Here is a 22386-nt window from a genome sequence, read left to right on the forward strand (position 1 = left end):
TTATTCCTGATTTAATTTATTGAATGTTGAGTGCATAGGATTAGCCATCATGACATAAACTTTTCTGTAACCTATGAATGGCTCTCTACCATGTGCAATGGCTAAATTATCAACTATAGCAACATCGCCACTTTGCCAATTCGGATAAACAGTTTCTTCATCCAAAGCGACACGTATCTCTTTTAATGTCTGCTCTTCAATCGGCGAACCATCGCCATACTTTGCCATGCGTGGGATATTTTCTTTTCCCAATGCAGCCTCCAGAGCTGCACGAATTTCAGCTTTCAAACTTGAAGGATGAAATAGATTCGCCTGATTGAACCAGCTTTTAATCCTTGTCCGTGGATGTGTTAAAACTCCCTGTACTACCTGTTTTGTGTAGAGAATATTCTCATCAATCCAATCGAACTCTATGCCCTCTTCCAACAATCTATTTTCGACAATATCTCGATCATCTGTCTGGAAAACATGCTGCCAGGTCAAATCAAATCCAGTATTATAACGACGCTCATAAGCCACTCCTTTGTTTTCAAATTTATTTATTATTTCGACAGGCAATCGATTCAAAACTTTCCTGTAATCGGCAAGTGTCGTTTGTCCCCCTGTTTTTGCCGCAGTTTGCACCCAAAACCATAAATATTGCGGCCAGGTACGACGATATGACATCTCATTATGCAGTGGTATACGTTGATCAGCAGGGTATTCGGTTGAGGTAAATATTTTACTGGCAATCTGAGTACGCGGAGTCGAAGGTTCTGTATAATCAATGATATCGGGTGTCACAGCTTGTACGGAATGACGAAAATCATCCACGCTATCAAGTTGAAAACCCCGAAAAATTATCGCCCCATGCAAATCCAGCAGTGCTGTATATTCATTCCCGTGTTTCTCCAGATAATCTTTTAACGATGTTCTGCCCGATTTAGAACAAATCACTTCATAAGGTAACTTTTCCATTCCCGACTCCCCAAATACTTAGAATTATTTGCATTAAATAATGCTGCGATTACTGTAATTAATAACATATCGAAACAGAAAAATCTGTTTGCATTTAACCAAATACAGTTATCGCAAAATGTTCGTGTTTATCACTACACGATTAAAGTCTTTATAAATACTGACCTAATAAAACAGTCACAATACCTTTCTAAAATTACCCCACATACCTAGCTGGCAAATATATGGACAATATCAAAGTACATATAAAATAGCGTACAGGATCACATTTTCATGCCTGAAATCACACCAGTAGCTTATTAGTAGAAATCTCATCTTAAAAACAACAATAAAAAATCAATTTCCATAGTTTGAATCTATTGTTTACTTTATAATTTAATAGAAGTACTACTTCCCTATATTATTGGTATGAAGTGATTAATTCAGCTAGGTATAGCTGACACTGAACAAACCTCTGCCATCGATTCCTCCAGAATATTTAATCCATCTTCCAAATGTTTCTGGCTGATGGTCAACGGACTCAAGCATTTTATTACCTGATTATCTGCACCACTGGTTTCTATAATCAACCCCTTGCTGAATGCTTTTCGGGTAATACGGGATGCCAGAAGACCTGTTATACAATTTATCCCTTGTAGCATACCACGACCGCAAACAATGAAATGTCCTTCGCCAAATTTATTCGCCATACTTTTCAGACGATGGGTAAGATATTCACTTTTAGTATTGATTGATAAGGCAAACGTATTATCTATCCAATAGTTATCAATGGCCGCCTTAGCTGTAACAAAGGCAAGATTATTCCCCCGGAATGTACCGTTATGCTCTCCTGGCTGCCATTTATCAAGCTCCGGATGAATTAAAACCACAGCAAAGGGTAAACCATATCCGCTCAATGATTTGGACATAGTCACTATGTCAGGAATAATACCAGCAGATTCAAACGAAAAGAAATGACCAGTACGACCACACCCCGCTTGTACTTCATCAACAATCAAGATGACGCCATATTTTTGGCAAATAGCTGAAAGATTTTTCAGCCAACTCAATTTAGCTGCATTGACCCCACCTTCTCCCTGAACGGTCTCAACTATAATAGCTGCCGGGAGATCAATACCGCTGAAAGTATCACCTAATACTTTATTCAGGAAAACCGTCGTATCAATATGTTCCCCCAGGTAACCATCATAAGGCATACGTGTTACACCAGTGAGAACAATACCTGCTGCGGCTCGGTGATGTGAATTACCTGTAGTGGCAAGTGCTCCCAGACTGACACCATGAAAACCATTAGTGAAAGCAATGACGTTTTGCCTGCCGGTGACTTTACGCGCCAACTTCAGTGCAGCTTCTACCGCATTCGTTCCCGTCGGCCCGGTAAACTGGACAACATATTTCAAGGCACGGGGTTGCAGGATTTTATTGACAAATGTTTCTAAAAATTCGCCTTTCGCTACAGTATGCAAATCCAGTCCATGAGTGATGCCGTTATCACGAATATATTCAATTAAACGTTCTTTCAGAACAGGGTTATTATGACCATAATTCAATGCACCTGCGCCTGAAAGAAAATCTATATAAGAAGCTCCTGCTTTATCAAAGACCAGGTCATCCTGAGCATGATGAAATACTCGAGGGAATGATCGTGAATAGGACTGTACGCCTGATTCATATTTAGCAAAAATATCCATTTTTCTCACCTTGGTTAGCTAAGCCACAGTATAAAACCATTTTTTCTATATACGAAAATTATCATCCTCTCATTCTCTGTCTATGCACATTAAGGATTGATATTCAACGTTGCCTAACTGACATCAAAAATAGGATGCCAAAGAACGACAGAATACCAAGCCATTTCCATGTCAGACATTAAACTTCCCATAGTGAAATAAGCCATCCAGACTATTAAGACTTCTGATATTATATAAATTAGGGATGACTACCAATCTTTTAATTGCAAAAATAAATTATTTATTCTCAATATTTATTGATGACAAGCTTCCAGTGGAATATCAAAAAACATTCCAAATGATTAACTCCTTTTTCCCCACTAGCAACTTGGAAACTATCATTTTCTAGTTTTATAAGCATTATTGACTGCATGTTTCATAGCATATTATCAATAAACTCTTACTATGTTTATCATGTGTTAATATAAATGTAAACTAAAAACGTTAGACTAACTAAATATTAATTAAAACTTATCTTGTCAATGATGTGTTCTTTAACTCAACAATGTTAAATATATCAATAAATTATGACTAAATATCTTAATAGGCAGCCTATTTCAGTCAATTATATATAATCGAAGTAAAAATCAGCAATAACATTCTGAATTATAATTACTTTTAAAGATACAAAGAGATAATATAAATACATTTCTGGTTAGCATTAATCGCACGCTGAATTCGCCATAATTTTTATCATTTATTACTAAGGAGATGACATATTACCTTATTGAATTAAAATTAAATTAATTAAAATAAAAAAATAGATATAAGTTAATGTGTATTAACTACTAATACAATATGATAATATTAATTACTAAAAACAAATAAAAAAATTATAATCAAGATGACTTGATACCAATATAATAAAAAGGGCCTTTCAGAAGTCAGCCGGCACCATTCTCATTTTGAATCTTTAACTTCTACGATATGCCAGCCACCCAGAAATATTCTGAATGGCTGGTCAACCAGGAAAATACTGCCTATCCCAGCCTCATGCCAATTCCCTCTGCCGTTGAACAGTCACAATATGGTCAGCTTTAGCGAGGAGATCAGCATTATATGAAACAACAATCCACAAACCGGGCCAATGCTCAGGTAAAGTGGACCACAAGCGGCGGGCCGTATCTGCATCTAATGACGAATCACAGTTATCAACGATATAAACGTCAGCAGGACGGCATAGCATCCGGGCCAATGCCAAACGCTGGCGCTGACCACCAGACAATTGCCCGGCATTGCCAGAATTAATGACAGTATCAAGCCCTTCCGGCAATTCATATGATCCGGGAATCAAACCTACCGCCTCCAAAGCCCGTGCCATGACGTCATCGTTAATATCCGTGTCACCCAATGCTAAGTTTTGTCTTACCGTTCCACCAAAAAAACCCGCTTTCTTTCTGGCATAGCCAATACGTGGATTCCGCCACCAGTTTTCATTTCCCAACACTTCTCTGTTATTCCACAGCACACTGCCGGAACTGGATTTTTCCAAGCCAATCAAGTAACGCAAAAAGGTAGTTTTACCCGCGCCAATATCACCAACAATGCCAATAATCTGATTAGCCGTCGCCTCAAACGAAACCGGAAGCTGAGTATTTGAACAGGAAAGATGATTAACACTCAGCTTATGCAGCGCCTCACCTTTCTCATCTTGCTCATATTCTTTGGTCTCTTTTTTATCTAGCAAAAGCTGTTTGATTCGCCCATAACACACATCAGCATTTTTGTAATAGGCAACGGCCCGACCAAAGAAAAATATCTGTTCACTGATCCAGCCTATATAGGTCAAAAATAATGCCAGGTTACCTACGGTAAAACTGCCATCAACGATTCGTTTACTGACTATCAATAAAACAGCTGATGTTCCAAGTATCACAATATTTTTGAACAAACCAGAAAGCAGGTCAGTAAATACCTGATGTCTGGCTTGAATAGCCCGGCGACTGACAAATTTCTGCGACAATCTCTCAATCTGCCCCTCAATTTTGTTGCTAAGACGCAAATCGCGTATGCCCGTTAAAACATCAGTAATCTTGCCGGCAATATCTCCCTGGGATTGACGTTTACTCGCCTGTAAATTACCTACTTTGCGTTTAAGTATCGCCCCAATCCAAAGGCCCGCAATCATAGGCATAAGAGCAAGCGTGGTTATTGTGTCGGTGTTGATAAGCACAACTAATGCGATAATTAAAAGTAAGGCACGGTAGAGAAAATCAGAGGTCCAGCTCAAAAATTCCGCAATTTCATCACTGTCATCACGAATGCGGTTCAAAAGATCGCCTTGTGAAAAAGTGTGTCTCTGATTGTGGGAACAATGGCTCACGCCCCACAAAACCCGTTCTTTCAGGTAAGCACTGACTTTAAAGATCAGCGTAAAGTCCAGACTTAATCCCAAAAAGAGAATCAATGATCGCAAGACCATGGTTGCAATCGCAGAGGCAAGCAACCACCAGACCACAGGGTTAGCAGGTTCATTCATCGCTCTATCCAGTAACTGGCTGATCAAGTAACCAACCAATAGCGGAAAACCGTGCATAAGTGTCCACACAACCATGGTGATGAAATAGAGAGGGGCAAACCTTTTCACGAGATCAATCAAGGCCGGTAACATTTCGGATTTAGTTGATACACTGGATATAGTCATACAATGAGTCCATGATTGCTGGTTAATGTTGCGATTTCAGCTTCTGGAATTCGCTGCTGAATCCGTCCATCATCAACAATGATGATTTCATCAACGGCTGAAAGCGTGTGAAGACGGTGTGCGACCATCACTACGGTGCGATTGCGGCTTAGTTTTTCAAGTAATTTCAGCCAACTCTCTTCAGTCCGGGGATCAAGTTGAGATGTTCCTTCATCAATAATCACCAGCGAACAATGCTGCAACATCACTCTGGCACCCGCTATCATCTGAATTTCACCTTCCGACAGCATCCGGCCATGAGTGCCAACCTGCGTATCAAGGCCATCAGGTAACGCCCTGGCCCATTCAAGCGCATCCAACTCCTGGAGAACCTCCCAAATTTGATTGTCAGATATTTCATCGCTGAACAGTGTTAAATTTTCTCGCAGCGTTGCGGAAAACAGATGGGAACGCTGACTAAGAACGGAAACCTTTTTTGCAAACTCTTCAGGTTTAATTGTCGAAACATCAATATTTCCAATGGTCACTCTTCCTGAATCAGGTCGCGCAAATCCACACATCAAATTAAGAATGGTACTTTTTCCCGCGCCTGTTCTGCCAATAATGCCAATTTTGCTTCCCGGAGCGACGTAAAAATTAACACCATGCAAAATCTGTGCTTCTTCCCCGTTATAACTGAAATCAACATTATCAAAATGGATAGAAAGAGGACCATCAGGCAACAAATTATCTGATGATTTAACTGGCGCACCTTCATTTAACGTTTTTGTCGCCAGTGATAAAGCAGCAAATAATTTCTGTATTAGCTCTATCTCTGATGACATATCCTCCACCGGCTCGCGAAGTTTATCAACGTAGAGATAAATCATGGTTAATGTACCAATGCTTAAGTTATTCTCACCAAGTAATTGAAGCCCAAAACCAAAACCTATACCGAAACACAGTGCAAAAAAGAGCTGAGTAATTGGCCAGAACGCTCTGCCGCCAATATAAGCACTGCGTTCAAATTTGAGCAATATCGACAGCATTTTACGAAATGCGGTGGCAGGCCAATGCGCCTGTGACAATGGCTGTAAATCATCCATTGCATGTAATGAATCACCGATAAAACCAAAGATTCGGGCTTTTTCATTGCGCGCAATTAGCCAGCGACGAACAGAAAGCCGGGTTAATTGAATTAATACATATGCCACCAGTATTACAACAATAGCCATAGCAATACCTGCCTGGGGCATGACGCTGAATATAATTATCAATGTACCCAGTGTCATTGCTAAATTAGCAATGGCTTTGAAACCCGCTTTAGAAATCGTTTTTCCTATAATGTCAGCATTACCTTCGATATTTTCCAGTAACTCTCCCTGCGATCTTCGTTCTATTTCCAATACAGGTAACACTGTCATCACATGATGAAAAAGCTTGTATCTAATGGTATCAGCAATACCCCAACCAGCCTTGGTGCTCATATAACTGGTCACCAGACTACCGATCACACCAATCGACGCGATAAAAATATAAATGATTGCCAGCATGATAAGTTGATCAGCAGTCGTACCTGATGTCGCCTTATCAACGTAATTCCTGATAATATAAGGACCACTTAGATCACATGATAATGTCACGGCTAAAGCCAGAAAAGCACATACAACCGTTCCCTTAAATGGTATGGCGCTATGTAGCAGTATCCGCCATACAGTTAACTTCTTTGACATGATTTTTTCCATCTTTTGGTTATGGCACCTCAGTAGAATTAGGGATGTTATTCAAAACATCGGGATTATTAATAACAGATTGATTACAGCAGCAAGATCTTGTTCACAATTAGCAAAATGCAATTATCGCAAAATATCCGCATTTATCACTATCTGATTGAAGTCTTTATAAACACTATCACAAGAAAACAAAATTTATATCTTATTCTATAATGTCAATACCTTTGTGAGGTTATTTAACATCCTAATTGGAAGATATATCACCAATGTGAGTAATAAATAACTGGCTCCAAGTCATGAATCATAAATAGAGGAAAAACCGGTGATAATCCCAACGAATTATAATGATTTCCACAAATATATAGCGATTATATAAATGAATTCCTATTCAATATTAACGCACCTTGAATTGCCCACAATTTCAGCGAGTTATGACTAACAAGGCGGTAGCCTACTTTATATTGAATTATCCATATTCACTACTCATATTATCGGATAATATTTGGTCACAAAAAACAAATGAAAGAATTATAACCAAGATGAATTTATACCAGTAAAAGGGCCTTTCGGCCCAGGTAATCGTTTGCGTAATTAATCCAAAATAACACCGATACGGTGCGCTACTTCTTCATACGCTTCAATCAGACCACCAAGACTTTGGCGGAAACGATCTTTATCCATTTTGTCTAAAGTCTCTTTATCCCACAAACGGCTGCCATCAGGAGAGAACTCATCCCCCAGAATCACCTGCCCTTTAAACAAACCAAATTCCAGTTTGAAATCAACTAAAATCAAACCGGCATCATCAAACAATTTACTCAATACTTCATTAGCCTTGTAGCTTAATCTTTTCATCTCAGCCAGATGTTCTTTGCTAACCCAGCCAAAAGTTTCACAATAAGACTCATTCACCATTGGATCGTGCATAGCATCATTTTTCAGAAACAAATCGAACAGAGGTGGATTCAATATTGCACCTTCCTCAACACCAAGGCGTCTGACCAATGAACCCGCAGCCCGATTGCGAATAACACATTCAACCGGCACCATATCCAGATTTTTAACTAATACTTCGGTGTCTGATAACAGACGTTCCATTTGTGTCGGGATACCCGCTTCTTCCAGTTTACTCATGATGAAATGGTTAAATTTGTTATTCACCATCCCCTTGCGATCAAACTGTTCAATGCGTTCGCCATCCAATGCTGATGTATCATTACGGAACTCCAACACCAGCAAATCAGGATTATCAGTGGTGTACACCGTTTTTGCCTTCCCACGATACAACTCAGCTCTTTTCTGCATCTTATTACTCCAAAATATCTCTACTGAATAAACGTCAGAGATAAATAATAAAGCAGATTGCTGACAAAATCCTGTTCAAAAGGTCGATTTTTTCTATCGTTATCGGGTTAGTCTACAAAACGAACTAATCTTTAGGCCAACAGTCTTCTCCTCATCCAATTAAAATAACCAAAATTATTACCTGAAAATAAAATTCCGTTTTTTGTGAATCCAAAAATTCTCTCAGAGACCATTACTTGGTGCATTAACTATTACAACAAATATTGCGCCTGAAATATAAGTATTATTTATGGTTATTATTGCAAACTCTAAAGATGTTTAGACACCAGCTCTTCAAGGGACAGACTTTCAGGGAGAAATTATGGATGGAGGAAGTCTCTTAACACGGAGGTAAATTTGTTTTTTGTACGAATTTTTATTAATTCAAAGTGCTGACTAAAAAACCAGCACTTTATCAACAAAGGGGCAATTCATTTCGCCCCTTTATTTATATCTATAATCCTGTCGTCTGGCTGAAAGCAGCTTTCAATACTGCAACCAGCTCATCATTTTGTGACTGGGTCAACGGCTTACCTTTCTCACTAATAAACTGCAAGCTACTTCGGTTATTCAAATCACCAACCTGTAATTTGTAATCACCTTCGCTGATAGAAGGTTCATTAACCCCCATTGATTTCCAGTCCGATGCGCTAAGACCTTTATAAGTTACAGCGATAGAACCCGTCGAACGGCTGCGGCTACCCACTTTCATACCCGCTTTTTCCAGCGCTGCCGGCAACCTATCCCAGACGATATTATATGGCGCACGAACAATCATCTGAGGCAACCCAGAAGTGTCACCGCCACTCTGTACATCTAATGGCCCCAAATTGCGGGCTGCCGTATTATCGCTAATCCGTTCACGCTGCTGGTTCACACCTTCGATCAACTCATTGAGCATCAGTGCGTTATAACGTTGGATTTCGATAGGATCCGTTATTAGTTGATCACCTTGTCTCAGGCCTTCATTAGTAACTGATAATTCAATCTGATAACTCCGGTGTGCAATACTGATACGATAGCGAACCTGATACGGAACGTTTTCATCTGCACGCAGCCACTCAATCCAGTCGGTTGTCAGTGTCTGACCAGCATCATCGCGCTGGCTAACTTTGTAACCTTTTTTCAGCAGAACATTATTAATCTGTAACCACAGATTGCTATTCTCAGGTGTGTTTTCAAGCAGCAATTTACTGCTCTTCACACTATTTTCAGCACGGGTGCCACTCAACAGGGCCAATGCCTGCGATGGTGGGCGAATATCAAGCCCTTTGCCAACCTGTCCTTTTGATACTGTTGGTGGAATATCATATTCACCATTCTGTAATGGCAATATCATACCCGCAGGAACATTCAGCGCTTTCAGAGGAGGTGCTTCAAGATACGTGTCATCATCATTGATCTGACGCTTATAACTTTGGTCACCAGAACACGCTGCCAATAACACTACCAGTGACATACCAGCAGCCTTCATCACCTTTGATTTTTGCAACAATATTGCCATTAAAATTCCCTAAATTTTACAGTAATCCGGCCGTTTTCAAGGCTTTTTCGACTGAGACTTTTCCTGCACCTGTCAATGGCGTCATCGGCAGACGCAGCGTGTCATCAGCAATCAGCCCCAGTTTGTAACATACCCATTTGACTGGAATTGGGTTAGGTTCAACAAAGAGTTGATGGTGTAAATCCATCAGGCGGTTATTCAGTTTACGCGCTTCGGCAAACTGGCCGCTCAACGCCAACTTACAAAATTCAGCCACTTCAGCAGCCGCAATGTTTGCAGTAACAGAAATTACCCCTTTACCACCCAGCTGGATAAAATCCAACCCACTTGCATCATCACCACTCAACAAGATGAAGCTATCATCATTAACTAACTCTTGGATTTGACTGACACGACTTAAGTTCCCTGTAGCTTCTTTAATTGCGACAATATTTTTAATCTTCGCCAAACGCGCTACAGTTGGCGGCAACAGATCACACCCGGTACGGGAGGGCACATTATACAGAATTTGTGGCAAATCAGTATTTTCAGCAATCGTTTTAAAATGCTGATATAAACCTTCCTGCGATGGCTTATTATAATAAGGCGTTACCGTCAGGCAACCAACAACACCACTGTTTTCAAAACGTTTCGTCAGAGATATTGCCTCAGCAGTCGCATTGGCGCCTGTTCCGGCGATGACCGGAATACGTCCGTCGGCCAGTTCCACCGTTGTCAAAACAACATCACCGTGCTCATCGTGACTCAGTGTGGCAGACTCTCCGGTTGTTCCTACCGAAACGATCGCTGATGTACCACTGGCAACATGGTAATCAATTAACTTTTTCAAACTGGTCTTATCAACACGACCATTCGCATCCATTGGTGTTACCAGCGCAACAATACTGCCTGTAAATTCAAAGCTCCCGCTAGACATTACATACCCCCCTATACAAACAAGAGTTCAATGGTACTTTCTAGTCATACAGAAGGAAACTATTTAACACAGGATTTCAATGAATTTTGTTAATACCGGATAACCTCCATTAAAAAGAAGTGATAACCGAAGTAATTTATTGAAATTCAAAGGTGGGGAATGAGAACAATAGAGCAACTTTGATACGATTGACCTTGGCAGTATACCCTTTTTGTGTTTACCTTAAATAAACTACAGCAGAGAAGGAAAAGTGACTTTGCCGCAATCAGAACAACATTTTCTCGTTATAACCGCTTTAGGTGCTGACCGTCCTGGTATCGTCAACACGATCACTCGTCTTGTGAGTGAATGTGGTTGTAATATTGAAGACAGCCGCTTAGCGATGTTTGGTGAGGAATTCACCTTCATTATGCTGCTTTCCGGTAGCTGGAACGCTATCACCATGATTGAATCTTCGCTGCCACAGAAAGGGGCCGAACTGGATCTTCTTCTCATCATGAAACGTACAAGATGTGATGATCATACAACATTTCCTTCTACGGTTTCTGTCAAGGTTGATGTTGATGATTCACCCGGTATTGTTGAGCAGTTTACCAATCTGTTTACCACGCAGGATTTTAATATTGCTGAACTGGTATCAAAAACACAGTCACCAGAAGATGATATCCCTGCCCGACTACAAATCCAGATTACCGCTCACAGTCTATTAGATGATGACGGCATAATTATTAAGCAGGCGTTTAATAAGCTATGTACAGATCTAAATGCACAAGGCAATATTAGTATTCTTGAACCACTTTAGCAGAAAGATTAAACGGAGAATACGTGATGAGCCCATTGAAAGCCGGTGATAAGGCCCCTCAATTCAGCCTTCCTGACCAAGATGGAGAAACAATCAACTTGTCTGATTTCGAAGGTCAGCGTGTTTTAGTTTATTTTTACCCTAAGGCAATGACTCCTGGTTGTACTGTACAAGCCTGTGGTCTGCGCGATGAAATGGATACATTAAAGGAGTCAGGTGTTGAGGTATTAGGCATCAGTACTGATAACCCAAGTAAACTGTCACGCTTTGTGGAGAAAGAAATGCTGAACTTCACATTGTTGTCCGATGAGGATCATCGAATTGCTGAGCAATTTGGTGTCTGGGGTGAAAAGCAGTTTATGGGGAAAACCTATGATGGTATCCACCGTATCAGTTTTCTGATTGATGCCAAAGGTAATATTGAGCATGTTTTTGATAAATTTAAGACCAGTGATCACCATCAGATCGTGGTGGATTATCTGAAACAACATCCTTAATAAAAAACCGCTAAAAAATTAATCGTACTCATTCAGCAACTCAAGATACCAAGGGCAAGTACAAGGGAAGATTTCCATCCCGTACTTGCCCTAATAACGAATAACCGGCATTAACCCAGAGATAAATACAAAGTCCATTTTCATATTAAAAATAGATTTATTCTTTTATTTCATCGTCTTCTGTTATAACCATCTCCTCCGGCCATGCATGAATAACGGCTTTAATCAGCGTCGCCAGCGGAATAGCAAAGAATATGCCCCAAAATCCCCATAAGCCACCAAAAGTAATCACAGAAAGAATAATCACCAGCGGATGCAAGTTTACTGCTTCAGAGAACAAAATCGGCACCAGTAAATTGCCATCCAGCCCCTGAACAACCAAATAAGCAATAACCACGGTCCAGAAATCTGTCCCGACGCCCCATTGAAATAAAGCAACCAATACAACAGGGATGGTGACAATCACCGCTCCCACATAAGGAATTAACACTGACAGCCCAACCAGAACAGCAAGCAACAACGAATAATCTAACCCAAGAAATGCGAATACAGCGTAGGTACAGATACCAACAATCACCATTTCCGTCACTTTACCACGAATATAGTTAGTGATTTGCTGATTCATCTCGCGCCATACCTGCCCGGCTAAAATGCGGTTACGTGGCAAAACCCGTTGTAACGCTTGCAGCATCTGGTTTTTATCTTTCAGCAGGAAAAAGGCCATTAGTGGCACAAGAATCAGATAGATAGCTAATGTCAGCAAACCAATCAATGAAGCTACCGAAAACTTCACCACAGATTCCCCAGCTGTTGAAATCTTACTACGCAGATTTTCGGCCATCATATCAATGATGCCGGCATCAACCAAAGCCGGATAACGGGTCGGTAGTGTTTGAGCATATTCATTAAACCGGTTAAGCATATTCGGCATATCTGACAACAGATTAATTCCCTGCTGCCATGCCGTTGGTGCCACAATCAGAATAACCAGCAAGCTGATCCCGGAAAAAATAATCAGCACAATACAAACAGCGACTGTCCGCGAACATCCCAGCTTCTCAAGTTGGGCGGTTGGCCATTCCAATAAATAAGCGAGAACAATCGCCACCAGTAATGGCGTCAAAATGCCATGTAAAAAATAAATAATGCAAAACCCTGCCAGGAGGATGACAAACAACGCAATAACTTGCGGATCAGTAAACCGACGGCGATACCACTGTATAATCATATCCAGCATTGACCAGGCTCCTTGATAGCAATATTCATGTTTCTATTTTTGTTAAAAATTGTACTAATTGGTTAATTTTAAGGTACCCTTGTTCATCATACACGTATTATCTAAAACGATGGCTAAATGAGAGCATTTTTGTTTTATGAAAATAATGTCTAAACAGTCCCCGACAGCAATATTAATCAGTACATTGTTGCTAGTAAGTCCCCCTGTTCTCAGCGCCTCTATTGAAGATTCATTGCCGGATATAGGTACCACGGCAGGTTCAACCCTGAGCATCAATCAGGAACTGGCAATGGGCGATTTTTACGTCCGCCAGATGCGTGATAACGCTCCGCTGATTTATGACCCATTATTGACACAATATATCAACACCCTTGGACAAAGGTTGGTGGCTAATGCAGATTCAGTTAAAACACCTTTTCACTTTTATCTGATCAATAACCCGAATATCAACGCTTACGCTTTCTTTGGCGGTAACGTTGTGCTCCATGCCGCACTTTTTCGTTATAGCCGTAATGAAAGCGAACTGGCATCCGTTATAGCCCACGAAATTTCCCACGTCACTCAGCGCCATCTGGCACGAATGATGGAAGATCAACAGCGTACCGCGCCGCTGGCTTGGGCAAGCGCTCTGGGCGCTATCCTGTTGATGATGGCTAACCCACAAGCAGGAATGGCGGCACTCAGCGGGACTTTTGCCGGTATCCAACAAGGTATGATCAGCTTTACTCAATCCAATGAGCAGGAAGCTGACCGCATTGGTATGCAGACGCTACGCAAAGCGGGTTTTGATCCCCAAGGCATGCCGGATTTTATGCAGATCCTGGCAGATCAGACTCGTTACAGTTCTAAACCACCAGAGATGTTGCTGACTCACCCATTACCTGACAGCCGCCTTGCTGATGCCCGTAACCGTGCTAACCAATATCCCGCCAAGCGTGTTCCACAATCTCAAGATTTTCTGTTCGCCAGAGTCCGTATTATGGGAATGTACACTACGGAGCAACGCGGCTATCTGGAACAAATTTTGGAAAATTACCGTAAAGGCACAGTTAAAGAGCAACTTGCCGCCGCTTATGGACAGGCAATCTTACTTTCTCAGGATAAAAAATACACTGAAGCGCGGGCTATTCTGGAACCATTATTAGCAAAACAACCCGATAACCTCTGGTTTATCGACACAATGACCGATATTGATATTGAACAGAACCGAACGGCTCAGGCTATCACCCGATTACAGAACGCCTTACAGAAACAAAAAGACAATGTGGTCTTACAGATTAATCTGGCAAACGCGCTCATTCGCGCAAAGCAATACCCGCAGGCTACAAAGCTGCTCTACCGTTATACGTTCAATAATCCTGATGATCCAAACGGTTGGCACCTGATGGCGGAAGCCGCTGCCCAACAAGGCAAACGCCATGAAGAATTATCGGCGTATGCGGAAGAAATGGCACTTCGTGGTCAGTTTGACAATGCCATTAAATACCTCAGCAGTGCCAGCGCCCTGGTAAAATTAGGTAGTTATGATCAAGAACGTTATGATGCCCGTATCGATCAGTTACGCCAGCTACAACAGCGTTACAATCAATACAAACGTTAAGGAACTTTCATGCAACAAGTGATCATTTATCATAACCCCCGCTGTTCTAAAAGCCGTGAAACTTTGGCTCTTATTGAAGAGCAAGGCATTAAGCCGCAAATTATTCTCTATCTGGAGCTCCCTCCCACGGTAGAACAATTATCTGTTCTGTTAAAACAGCTTGATTTTCATGATGCGCGCCAGTTGATGCGAACGAAAGAAGATCTATACAAAGAGTTGAATCTGGCCGATGAAAAACTTACTCAACACGATCTACTGAAAGTGATGGTTGCCAATCCTAAACTGATTGAGCGTCCTATTGTCGTTTGTGGTGATAAAGCCAAGCTTGGGCGCCCACCGGAACAAGTAAAAGAAATTCTTGGCTAATCCGGTAGATATGATGATGGTGAAACCACCATCATCGTCACAGATGCAGAATATCCTTCACAAATGGAATCGTCAGCTTGCGCTGGGCAACGATCGAAGCGTGATCTAACTGATTCAAAGTCATAAACAGCGTCCGCATTTCTCTGTCTAATCTTTTCAGTAAGAAGCGCCCCACATCTTCCGGCAACTCAAACCCACGTAATTTTGCCCGCAGTTGCAAAGCCTGTAATTTCTCATCATCGGAAAGCGGTTGTAATTTATAAATTTGCCCCCAATCCAGACGGGAAGCCAAATCAGGTAACCTAAGATCAATCTGACGAGGTGGACGATCGCCACTGATAAGTAAACAAGTGCGACCGATTTCCAGAATGCGATTATAAAGATTGAAAATCGCCATTTCCCACTCTTCATCACCAGCAATACATTCGATATTATCGATACAAACCAGTGATAAGTGTTCCATGCCATCAAGCACCTCAGGGATAAAATAGGCACGTTTATCCAGCGGAACATAGCCCACAGCTTCATCTTTCAGGGACAATTCAGCACATGCGGCATGCAACAAATGACTTCGTCCCCCACTATCACGGGACCAAAAATAAATATAGCTGCCATGCGGCTGATTAATGGCCAATTTGATTGCAGCTAACAGGGTGGCGTTTTCCCCCGGAAAGAAACTGGCAAAAGTTTCATCATCGGGAAGATATAAAGGTAATGAAAGCTGCGATGGTGTGTTCAGAAGCACCTCAAACAGAGCAGGTAACAAGCGCAAACAAGTTTATCACAGAAAATAGTTGTAAATGAACTGTATAGATAAATAATAAAAAAACTATTTTTTAGATTCAATAAGTTAAACCCATTTCAGTCTCCCCTTAAATGCACAATATTTATTCATAATACAGAACAATCTGCAAGCACTGGTGAAATATTCTGAATGCGAAAACAGGAAAGACGTGACTGCTCCCCGCCGTAAAAAACGGCGAGGCTTCCCACTTCTCAGGCCGCAACCGTCTTTATGACGGATTTACACTGGCCTCCGTGGGCAGAAACGACGAGTCCCGCCGCCTGTAATGCTGTTATGCCCTTGCGCTGGATGTTGAGCGCCGCATTGATATCGCGATCATGTTCCGTTTGGCACATTGGACACATCCAGTACCGCTGGCTTAAGGGCATTTCTGATTCTTTATGACCGCAACAATGACAGGTTTTCGAACTGGCGAACCACTGATCCAGTTTGACCAGATGGACGCCCGCTGCTGCGGCTTTGTATTCCAGTTTCTTAATGAAACCATGCCAGCCCGCATCCCCGATAGCGCGGGCAATGCGGTGATCCTTCATCATGTTGGCCGATTTTAGTGTCTCAACAATGAGCGCTTGGTTTTCGTCAACCCTTGTCCGAGAGAGTTTGTGTTGAAAATCGGCGCGGGCATTGGCTACCCGCTCATGGACTGCCGCCAGACGTAATCGGGCCTTCCCGCGGTTAGCACTGCCCTTTTGTTTGCGGGACAGCGATTTCTGCTTTCGACGCAGGTTACGGGTGGCGTTGATAAGGTGACGCGGGTTATTGACCTTCTCCCCATTCGACTCGATAAGATAGTGGGACAAACCCCTATCGCAACCGGTCACGCGGGTGATAACGCCCGGCTTTTCCCGCGCCTCTTTTCCATCGTCACACAGGATAGCGGCGAAATATTTTCCCGTGGCGGTTCGGGACAGCGTAATGCTCTTCACGTCCCCTGCAATTTCTCGGTGTATGCGCGCCTTTATCGGTGACAATTTCGGGAGCTTCACCGCACCCTCCCGCACTTTCACCCCAACACAGTGATAGCTGGATTGCTTGCCCTGTTTGCGTTTGAACGTGGGAAATTGGGCGCACAACTTCGGATTGAAGAAATTATCAAACGCAGTATGCAGATTGATAACCGCCTGCTGTAACGCGATAGCGTCATATGCCTTGAGCCAGGCGTACTTGCGGGATTTCTTCGCGACCGCCAGGAGCGGTTTGAGGTCTTTGCGCGGATTTAAACTCACGCCGTGACGTTTGTAAGCCTGCTTTTTAATGTGCAGCGCCTTGTTGTACGCAAAACGGACCGCACCGAACTGGCCATTAAGATACTCGGCCTGTTCGGGTGTGGGGTAGAGGCGGACTTTGGTCGCTCTTAACATATTCAGCGCTCATTGATAAAGTGCATTCATTTTAGCCTGTTTTACCGGCAGATATTAATTCAGTCAGGATACGTCGCAGTAGCCCGCCTTAAAGCCCTTTGGGCTTTTCGCCTTATATCCCCGCCCGCACTGGGCAAGGGTTTACGGCGGTTTTTGCTAAGTTTTTAATTTCATGCTATCTAAGAGGAAATAGTCAGATGGTGAGATTTGTCAGTTTTCAGAAGGATCAATGTAATAGTTCTTTACTGATAACAAAAAGGCGATGATAGTGGTAATCCTTGTCATAGCCCCAACAATAATCAGCCCAAGTTATATAGAAATCATCCCATGATGTAATCAAGTTCAGTGGACGCTCCTCTATGGTGCCATCAGAAACATATACATGATATCCATCAGCATTGATTGCCCAGGCAATCATACGTTCCCAGAACCTGCGCCCATCTGATGTCTGCTCACTGTCAGACACGACAATAGAATAGTTTTCAAGAAAGAACCTGAAAAATTCTTGTGGTAAGCCTCTCACAGCCCCATCATGCTGAGGAAGGACTGTACGCCATACAAGTATCTGTGTGCATGTGTTTTTGGATGGAATAATGTGTTCCATAAACTCCATTTTCACAGCATAAACCGTTTCCGGCTTATCTGCGCCAGTAACTAATCTGTACTGATTGCCAGAAACAGATGCTAATAAGCGATAACCATGTGGTGTAACAAATCCAGGCAAAGAGAAAACCTTCACCCCACGCTCAATGAAAGCCTGAGTATGCTCTACATTTTTCTCTGTCATGTTAAGCTTGATATTAAAATCTGCTTCTGGGATGAGAACGGGCATCTTCTCTTTTACTGTATAACTATTCATCGTCTCCTCCAACAGTTGTCGGAGCACTTCTGAAAAAAAGCCGAAATTCTTTGCTTCGGCATTAGGCATATCTGATACGCAGTGTATTAACAAAATGATAAATAATCAACGTCCGGCTGACGTAAAAACGAGCAATCCACTATTTTCATGAAATAAGAAATCCCTCTGCAACGCCCTGTACAACCTGACATTTTCACGCTATGTTCAATACAAACAAAGCTCACATTCTATCGCTATTCCTCACACTATTCAGATTAATATGCCAACAAAATCCCAACAAATTTAACATAAGTGCTAATCTTAATAAGAAGTGGGCGCGCTCTGATTTACCGCCTACCCCATTATCAACTGACATAATAAACAGGAAGCTGAGTAATGAAAAAAATCCTATTGTGTTGCTCTGCCGGCATGTCCACCAGCATGCTGGTACAACGTATGCAGGCAGAAGTGACAAAACGAGCATTGGATATTGAGATCAAGGCCGCCTCTACCATCGAATTAAAACATCTGATAACCGATGCCGACGTTGTTTTACTTGGCCCGCAAGTAAGACATCAGCTGGCTCATTTTTCCGCTATCGCCAAACCACTCGGCAAGCCGATAGACATTATTGACATGATGGATTACGGCGCTCTCCGTGGTGACAAAGTTCTCGATAAGGCATTAAGCCTGTTGGAATAATCAACTTCATCATCATACGGAGTGCCCTATGAGCCTCTATACTGCTTTCATACGCGTAATAGAAAGCCATATTGTCCCGCTTGCAGGACGAATCGGTAATCAGCGACATATTAGTGCGATACGTGACGGCTTTATCTCAGCCATGCCATTTTTACTCATCGGCAGTATCATGTTAATTGTGGCAAACCCGCCATTTGATTCACAAACTTCATCCTCATTCGGTCAGGCTTGGTTGTCCTTTGCTAAAACTCACTGGGATACCATCACCATGCCTTACTTTATGACCATGGGATTAATGAGCATATTTGTTTCGGTCGGCACGGCCTACAGCCTGGCTAAATCCTACGGTCTGGATGGATTAACTTCTGCTTTACTGTCACTAATGGCATTTTTATTAGCGGCAGCACCACAAATAGAAAACAAAATAGCACTCGATTTTCTCGGAGGAGCAGGTGTATTCACCGCATTGATTTGCGCTATCTGGTCAGTTGAACTGACACGTTTATTAAAAAAATACAACATCACCATCCGTATGCCGGCACAAGTACCACCGGCGATTGCCCGTTCCTTTGAACTTTTATATCCGGTCACCGGTATCCTGCTGACGGTTTACCCTATCAGTTTGCTCTTGCAGAGTGAATTCAATCTGCTCATTCCAGCCGCCGTCATGCAGATTTTTCAACCCCTCATTTCCGTCGGTGACACACTGCCAGCCATTATGCTGGCAGTGCTGATTGCCAATCTGCTGTGGTTTGCCGGTATTCACGGCGCTAACATTGTTACTGTCCTGTTGAGCCCCATATTTATGGCAAATATTGCCACCAATGCGGCATTAATGGCTCAAGGAGCTGCTGCAACCCAAATTCTCACTGATCCCTACTGGTCATTTTATATCTGTCTTGGTGGCTCCGGCTCCACCCTGGCTCTGGCTATTCTTTACCTACGCAGCCGTTCTATACACTTGCGTACTATCGGAAAACTGAGCGCAGTTCCGGCTATTTTCAACATTAACGAACCTCTGTTATTTGGTTCACCGATTGTTATGAACCCAACCCTATTAATTCCACTATTGGTTGTGCCATTGGTCAATGCAGTCTTATCTTACAGCACCCTGCATCTTGATCTGGTGCATAAAATGGTCGCTATCTCTCCCTGGACCACGCCGGCCCCATTCGGTGCAATGCTTTCCGCCGCCTGGGATTACCGTGCGGCAGTGCTGGCTATCGTGTTGATGATAATCGATCTATTTATCTGGTATCCCTTCTTCAAAGTTTATGAAAAGCAATTAATCAATGAAGAACATAAGCAGCAAGAAGAGACGATATCCACCCGCGTAGAAACTTAATCTTAGCCATAATCTTCGGAGGATTTACACATGGATTTGGAACAAACTGTTGTCGAACTGCTGATTCATGCCGGGAGCGCACGCAGCCATGCGCTGATGGCATTACAACATGCCAGAAACGGTGACTTTCAAGCTTCACAAACACTGATGGCTGAATCTCAACAGGCAATCAAGGAGGCGCATGCCATTCAAACTACTCTCATCGGATTGGATGAAGGCAGCGGTAAATTGCCTGTCAATCTGATCACTATACATGCACAGGATCATTTGATGAACGCGATGGTTATTCAGGATCTTGCCGGCGATATGATTGAACTCTACCGCCGGATGCCATCACAGGAGGAAAAAATATGAAACAAATCAAAATAGCCGTTATCGGCGGCGGTAGCAGCTACACACCTGAGTTAGTAGAAGGACTCATTCAACGCAACAAAAGCATTCCACTCTCTGAACTGGCATTAGTTGACATTGATGGTGGAAAACAGAAAGTAGAAATTATCGCTGCACTTACCCGTCGTATGCTAGCCCGTCATGGCCTGGAACACGTTATCGTCAGCGTACATTTCACACCGGATAATGCAATTCGCGGCGCCAGTTTTATTTTGACTCAATTGCGTGTCGGCCAGCTTCCGGCACGTGCTATGGATGAACGTCTAGGGCTGAAATATGGCTTAATCGGTCAGGAAACGACAGGCGTAGGTGGATTTGCCAAGGCGCTGCGTACCATCCCCGTTTTGCTGGATATCGCCCGTAAAGTTGAACAACTTGCGCCAGATGCATGGATTGTTAACTTCACTAATCCGGCGGGGATCGTCACCGAAGCGGTTTCCCGTTACAGCAAAGCAAAAATTATCGGTCTGTGTAATGTCCCGGTCACCATGCACCATATGATTGCCAATATGCTGCAACACCCTTATCAAGATGTACAATTACGTTTTGCAGGGCTTAATCATATGGTTTGGGTACACCAAGTACTGGTTTCAGGGCGGGATGAAACGCATCGGGTACTTGATATGTTATGCAACGGTGTGGCATTAACCATGAATAACATTAAAGAATCCCCCTGGCCCCCGCCATTACTCAGAGCATTAGGCGCAATCCCCTGCCCTTATCATCGCTACTTCTATCAGACCCGCAACATGTTGCAGGAAGAGCGCGAAGCCGCCGCCAAACAAGGCACACGGGCAGAACAAGTCATGAAAGTAGAACAGGAGCTGTTTGAACTGTATGCCGATCCAAACCTTGCTCACAAACCAGAACAGCTCAGTTTCCGCGGTGGCTCATTCTATTCTGAAGTTGCACTGGATCTGATGTGCGCTATTCACAACAATCTTGGCAGCCAACTGGTGGTTAATACCCCTAACCACGGTGCTATCCGCGGCCTGCCGGACGATGCCGTCATTGAAACCAACTGTATCATTAATGCAGAGGGTGCCCGCCCGCTGACATTTGGCCGCCTGCCTGACAGTATGTACTCTCTGACCCAACAGATAAAAACCTTCGAGCGTTTGACGATTGAAGCAGCAGTTCATGGCGATCGCAACGCGGCACTGCGGGCATTGATCACCAACCCACTGGTTGCCGATGTAGATATTGCTTCACCGCTTTTGGATGACGTATTGGCGATAAATCGTGATTATCTGCCGCAATTTTAATGAATAATTTGTACCTGGTTGAATAACCTGAAACCAGAACGAACATAAAATTAAAGAGATATCAGTTATTAGTAACCAAAAAACTAATACTGATATCTTTTAATCGTAACTGTCCTTGTAATCTCTTTTTTTGCGGCATAACACGCATTTATTTCTTCTGCTAAGTTTGAACAGGAAAGTCTGTATTATAATACTGCTATGAAATCAATTGATTGAAGAATACTGAAAATATAAAGTTTCAACATGTTGAAACTTTGGGAAAATCTATGCCTTTTAACGAAACTGCGGAATTCTCCCCTCCCCCTAAATTTTCATTGAGAGCGAAACGAACTTTACTCTGAATAATTGCTTACTTTTGTATCTACTTTATT

19 protein-coding genes are annotated in these 22386 nt (G+C 42.5%); 8 read left to right on the forward strand and 11 right to left on the reverse strand.

What is annotated here, in order from left to right:
- From LGZ99_RS07800 to dapA, 7 genes are all read right to left on the reverse strand, one after another.
- Positions 1-957, reverse strand: a complete 957-nt coding sequence (locus tag LGZ99_RS07800; RefSeq protein WP_021324469.1) for a TauD/TfdA family dioxygenase — start codon at positions 955-957, stop codon at positions 1-3.
- 422 nt (positions 958-1379) lie between these two features.
- Complete coding sequence (gene ectB / locus LGZ99_RS07805; RefSeq protein WP_036837958.1) at positions 1380-2648, reverse strand: diaminobutyrate--2-oxoglutarate transaminase; 1269 nt, start codon at positions 2646-2648, stop codon at positions 1380-1382.
- A 1030-nt stretch (positions 2649-3678) separates the two neighbouring features.
- A complete protein-coding gene (locus tag LGZ99_RS07810) occupies positions 3679-5331 on the reverse strand; it encodes an ATP-binding cassette domain-containing protein (RefSeq protein WP_051769300.1) in 1653 nt (550 codons plus the stop codon).
- Positions 5328-7043, reverse strand: coding sequence for an ABC transporter ATP-binding protein (locus tag LGZ99_RS07815; RefSeq protein ID WP_021324472.1), 1716 nt, complete (start codon positions 7041-7043; stop codon positions 5328-5330). Before LGZ99_RS07815 ends, LGZ99_RS07810 begins: the two co-directional genes overlap by 4 nt.
- Before the next feature lie 591 nt (positions 7044-7634).
- On the reverse strand, positions 7635-8348 hold the full coding sequence (gene purC / locus LGZ99_RS07820) for a phosphoribosylaminoimidazolesuccinocarboxamide synthase (protein ID WP_021324473.1): 714 nt from the start codon (positions 8346-8348) through the stop codon (positions 7635-7637).
- Positions 8349-8841: 493 nt separating this feature from the next.
- The gene (gene bamC / locus LGZ99_RS07825) at positions 8842-9891 is read right to left on the reverse strand and encodes an outer membrane protein assembly factor BamC (RefSeq protein ID WP_036837954.1); all 1050 of its coding nucleotides are present in this window, start codon (positions 9889-9891) and stop codon (positions 8842-8844) included.
- A 16-nt stretch (positions 9892-9907) separates the two neighbouring features.
- On the reverse strand, positions 9908-10807 hold the full coding sequence (gene dapA, locus LGZ99_RS07830) for a 4-hydroxy-tetrahydrodipicolinate synthase (RefSeq protein ID WP_036837952.1): 900 nt from the start codon (positions 10805-10807) through the stop codon (positions 9908-9910).
- Between the two features lie 256 nt (positions 10808-11063).
- On the opposite strand from dapA, the gene LGZ99_RS07835 reads away from it, so the two are divergent.
- On the forward strand, positions 11064-11609 hold the full coding sequence (locus LGZ99_RS07835) for a glycine cleavage system transcriptional repressor (protein ID WP_023045953.1): 546 nt from the start codon (positions 11064-11066) through the stop codon (positions 11607-11609).
- 26 nt (positions 11610-11635) lie between these two features.
- Positions 11636-12106 carry a thioredoxin-dependent thiol peroxidase gene (gene bcp / locus LGZ99_RS07840; RefSeq protein WP_021324478.1) on the forward strand — a complete coding sequence of 157 codons (471 nt, stop codon included), beginning with the start codon at positions 11636-11638 and terminating at the stop codon, positions 12104-12106.
- 157 nt (positions 12107-12263) lie between these two features.
- On the opposite strand, the gene LGZ99_RS07845 is transcribed toward bcp, so the two are convergent.
- Entirely contained in the window at positions 12264-13343 is a 1080-nt protein-coding gene (locus LGZ99_RS07845; RefSeq protein WP_021324479.1) for an AI-2E family transporter, read from the reverse strand.
- A gap of 136 nt (positions 13344-13479) precedes the next feature.
- Between LGZ99_RS07845 and bepA the strand changes: the two genes are divergently transcribed.
- Positions 13480-14943, forward strand: a complete 1464-nt coding sequence (gene bepA, locus LGZ99_RS07850; RefSeq protein ID WP_036837950.1) for a beta-barrel assembly-enhancing protease — start codon at positions 13480-13482, stop codon at positions 14941-14943.
- A 9-nt stretch (positions 14944-14952) separates the two neighbouring features.
- Positions 14953-15309 carry an arsenate reductase (glutaredoxin) gene (gene arsC / locus LGZ99_RS07855; protein WP_021324481.1) on the forward strand — a complete coding sequence of 119 codons (357 nt, stop codon included), beginning with the start codon at positions 14953-14955 and terminating at the stop codon, positions 15307-15309.
- A 37-nt stretch (positions 15310-15346) separates the two neighbouring features.
- Here the strand turns inward: arsC and hda are convergent, their stop codons facing one another.
- The 3 genes from hda to LGZ99_RS07870 form a co-directional block, all read right to left on the reverse strand.
- Positions 15347-16054 carry a DnaA inactivator Hda gene (gene hda / locus LGZ99_RS07860; RefSeq protein ID WP_021324482.1) on the reverse strand — a complete coding sequence of 236 codons (708 nt, stop codon included), beginning with the start codon at positions 16052-16054 and terminating at the stop codon, positions 15347-15349.
- A 251-nt stretch (positions 16055-16305) separates the two neighbouring features.
- A complete protein-coding gene (locus LGZ99_RS07865) occupies positions 16306-17475 on the reverse strand; it encodes an RNA-guided endonuclease InsQ/TnpB family protein (RefSeq protein WP_262979008.1) in 1170 nt (389 codons plus the stop codon).
- 226 nt (positions 17476-17701) lie between these two features.
- The gene (locus LGZ99_RS07870; protein ID WP_023044807.1) at positions 17702-18334 is read right to left on the reverse strand and encodes a hypothetical protein; all 633 of its coding nucleotides are present in this window, start codon (positions 18332-18334) and stop codon (positions 17702-17704) included.
- A 375-nt stretch (positions 18335-18709) separates the two neighbouring features.
- On the opposite strand from LGZ99_RS07870, the gene LGZ99_RS07875 reads away from it, so the two are divergent.
- The 4 genes from LGZ99_RS07875 to LGZ99_RS07890 are packed head-to-tail and all read left to right on the forward strand — an operon-like array spanning position 18710 to position 22015.
- Positions 18710-19015: a PTS sugar transporter subunit IIB gene (locus LGZ99_RS07875; protein WP_021325670.1), complete on the forward strand. Its 306-nt coding sequence runs from the start codon at positions 18710-18712 to the stop codon at positions 19013-19015.
- Between the two features lie 28 nt (positions 19016-19043).
- Complete coding sequence (locus tag LGZ99_RS07880) at positions 19044-20360, forward strand: PTS sugar transporter subunit IIC (protein WP_262979009.1); 1317 nt, start codon at positions 19044-19046, stop codon at positions 20358-20360.
- 30 nt (positions 20361-20390) lie between these two features.
- Positions 20391-20714 carry a PTS lactose/cellobiose transporter subunit IIA gene (locus LGZ99_RS07885; protein WP_023044809.1) on the forward strand — a complete coding sequence of 108 codons (324 nt, stop codon included), beginning with the start codon at positions 20391-20393 and terminating at the stop codon, positions 20712-20714.
- Positions 20711-22015 carry a 6-phospho-beta-glucosidase gene (locus tag LGZ99_RS07890; protein ID WP_036840572.1) on the forward strand — a complete coding sequence of 435 codons (1305 nt, stop codon included), beginning with the start codon at positions 20711-20713 and terminating at the stop codon, positions 22013-22015. The genes LGZ99_RS07885 and LGZ99_RS07890 overlap by 4 nt, the downstream gene beginning before the upstream one ends.
- Positions 22016-22386 lie beyond the last annotated feature (371 nt).

The sequence above is a fragment of the Photorhabdus temperata genome (genome assembly GCF_025384845.1).
Taxonomy (GTDB): Bacteria; Pseudomonadota; Gammaproteobacteria; order Enterobacterales; family Enterobacteriaceae; genus Photorhabdus; species Photorhabdus temperata.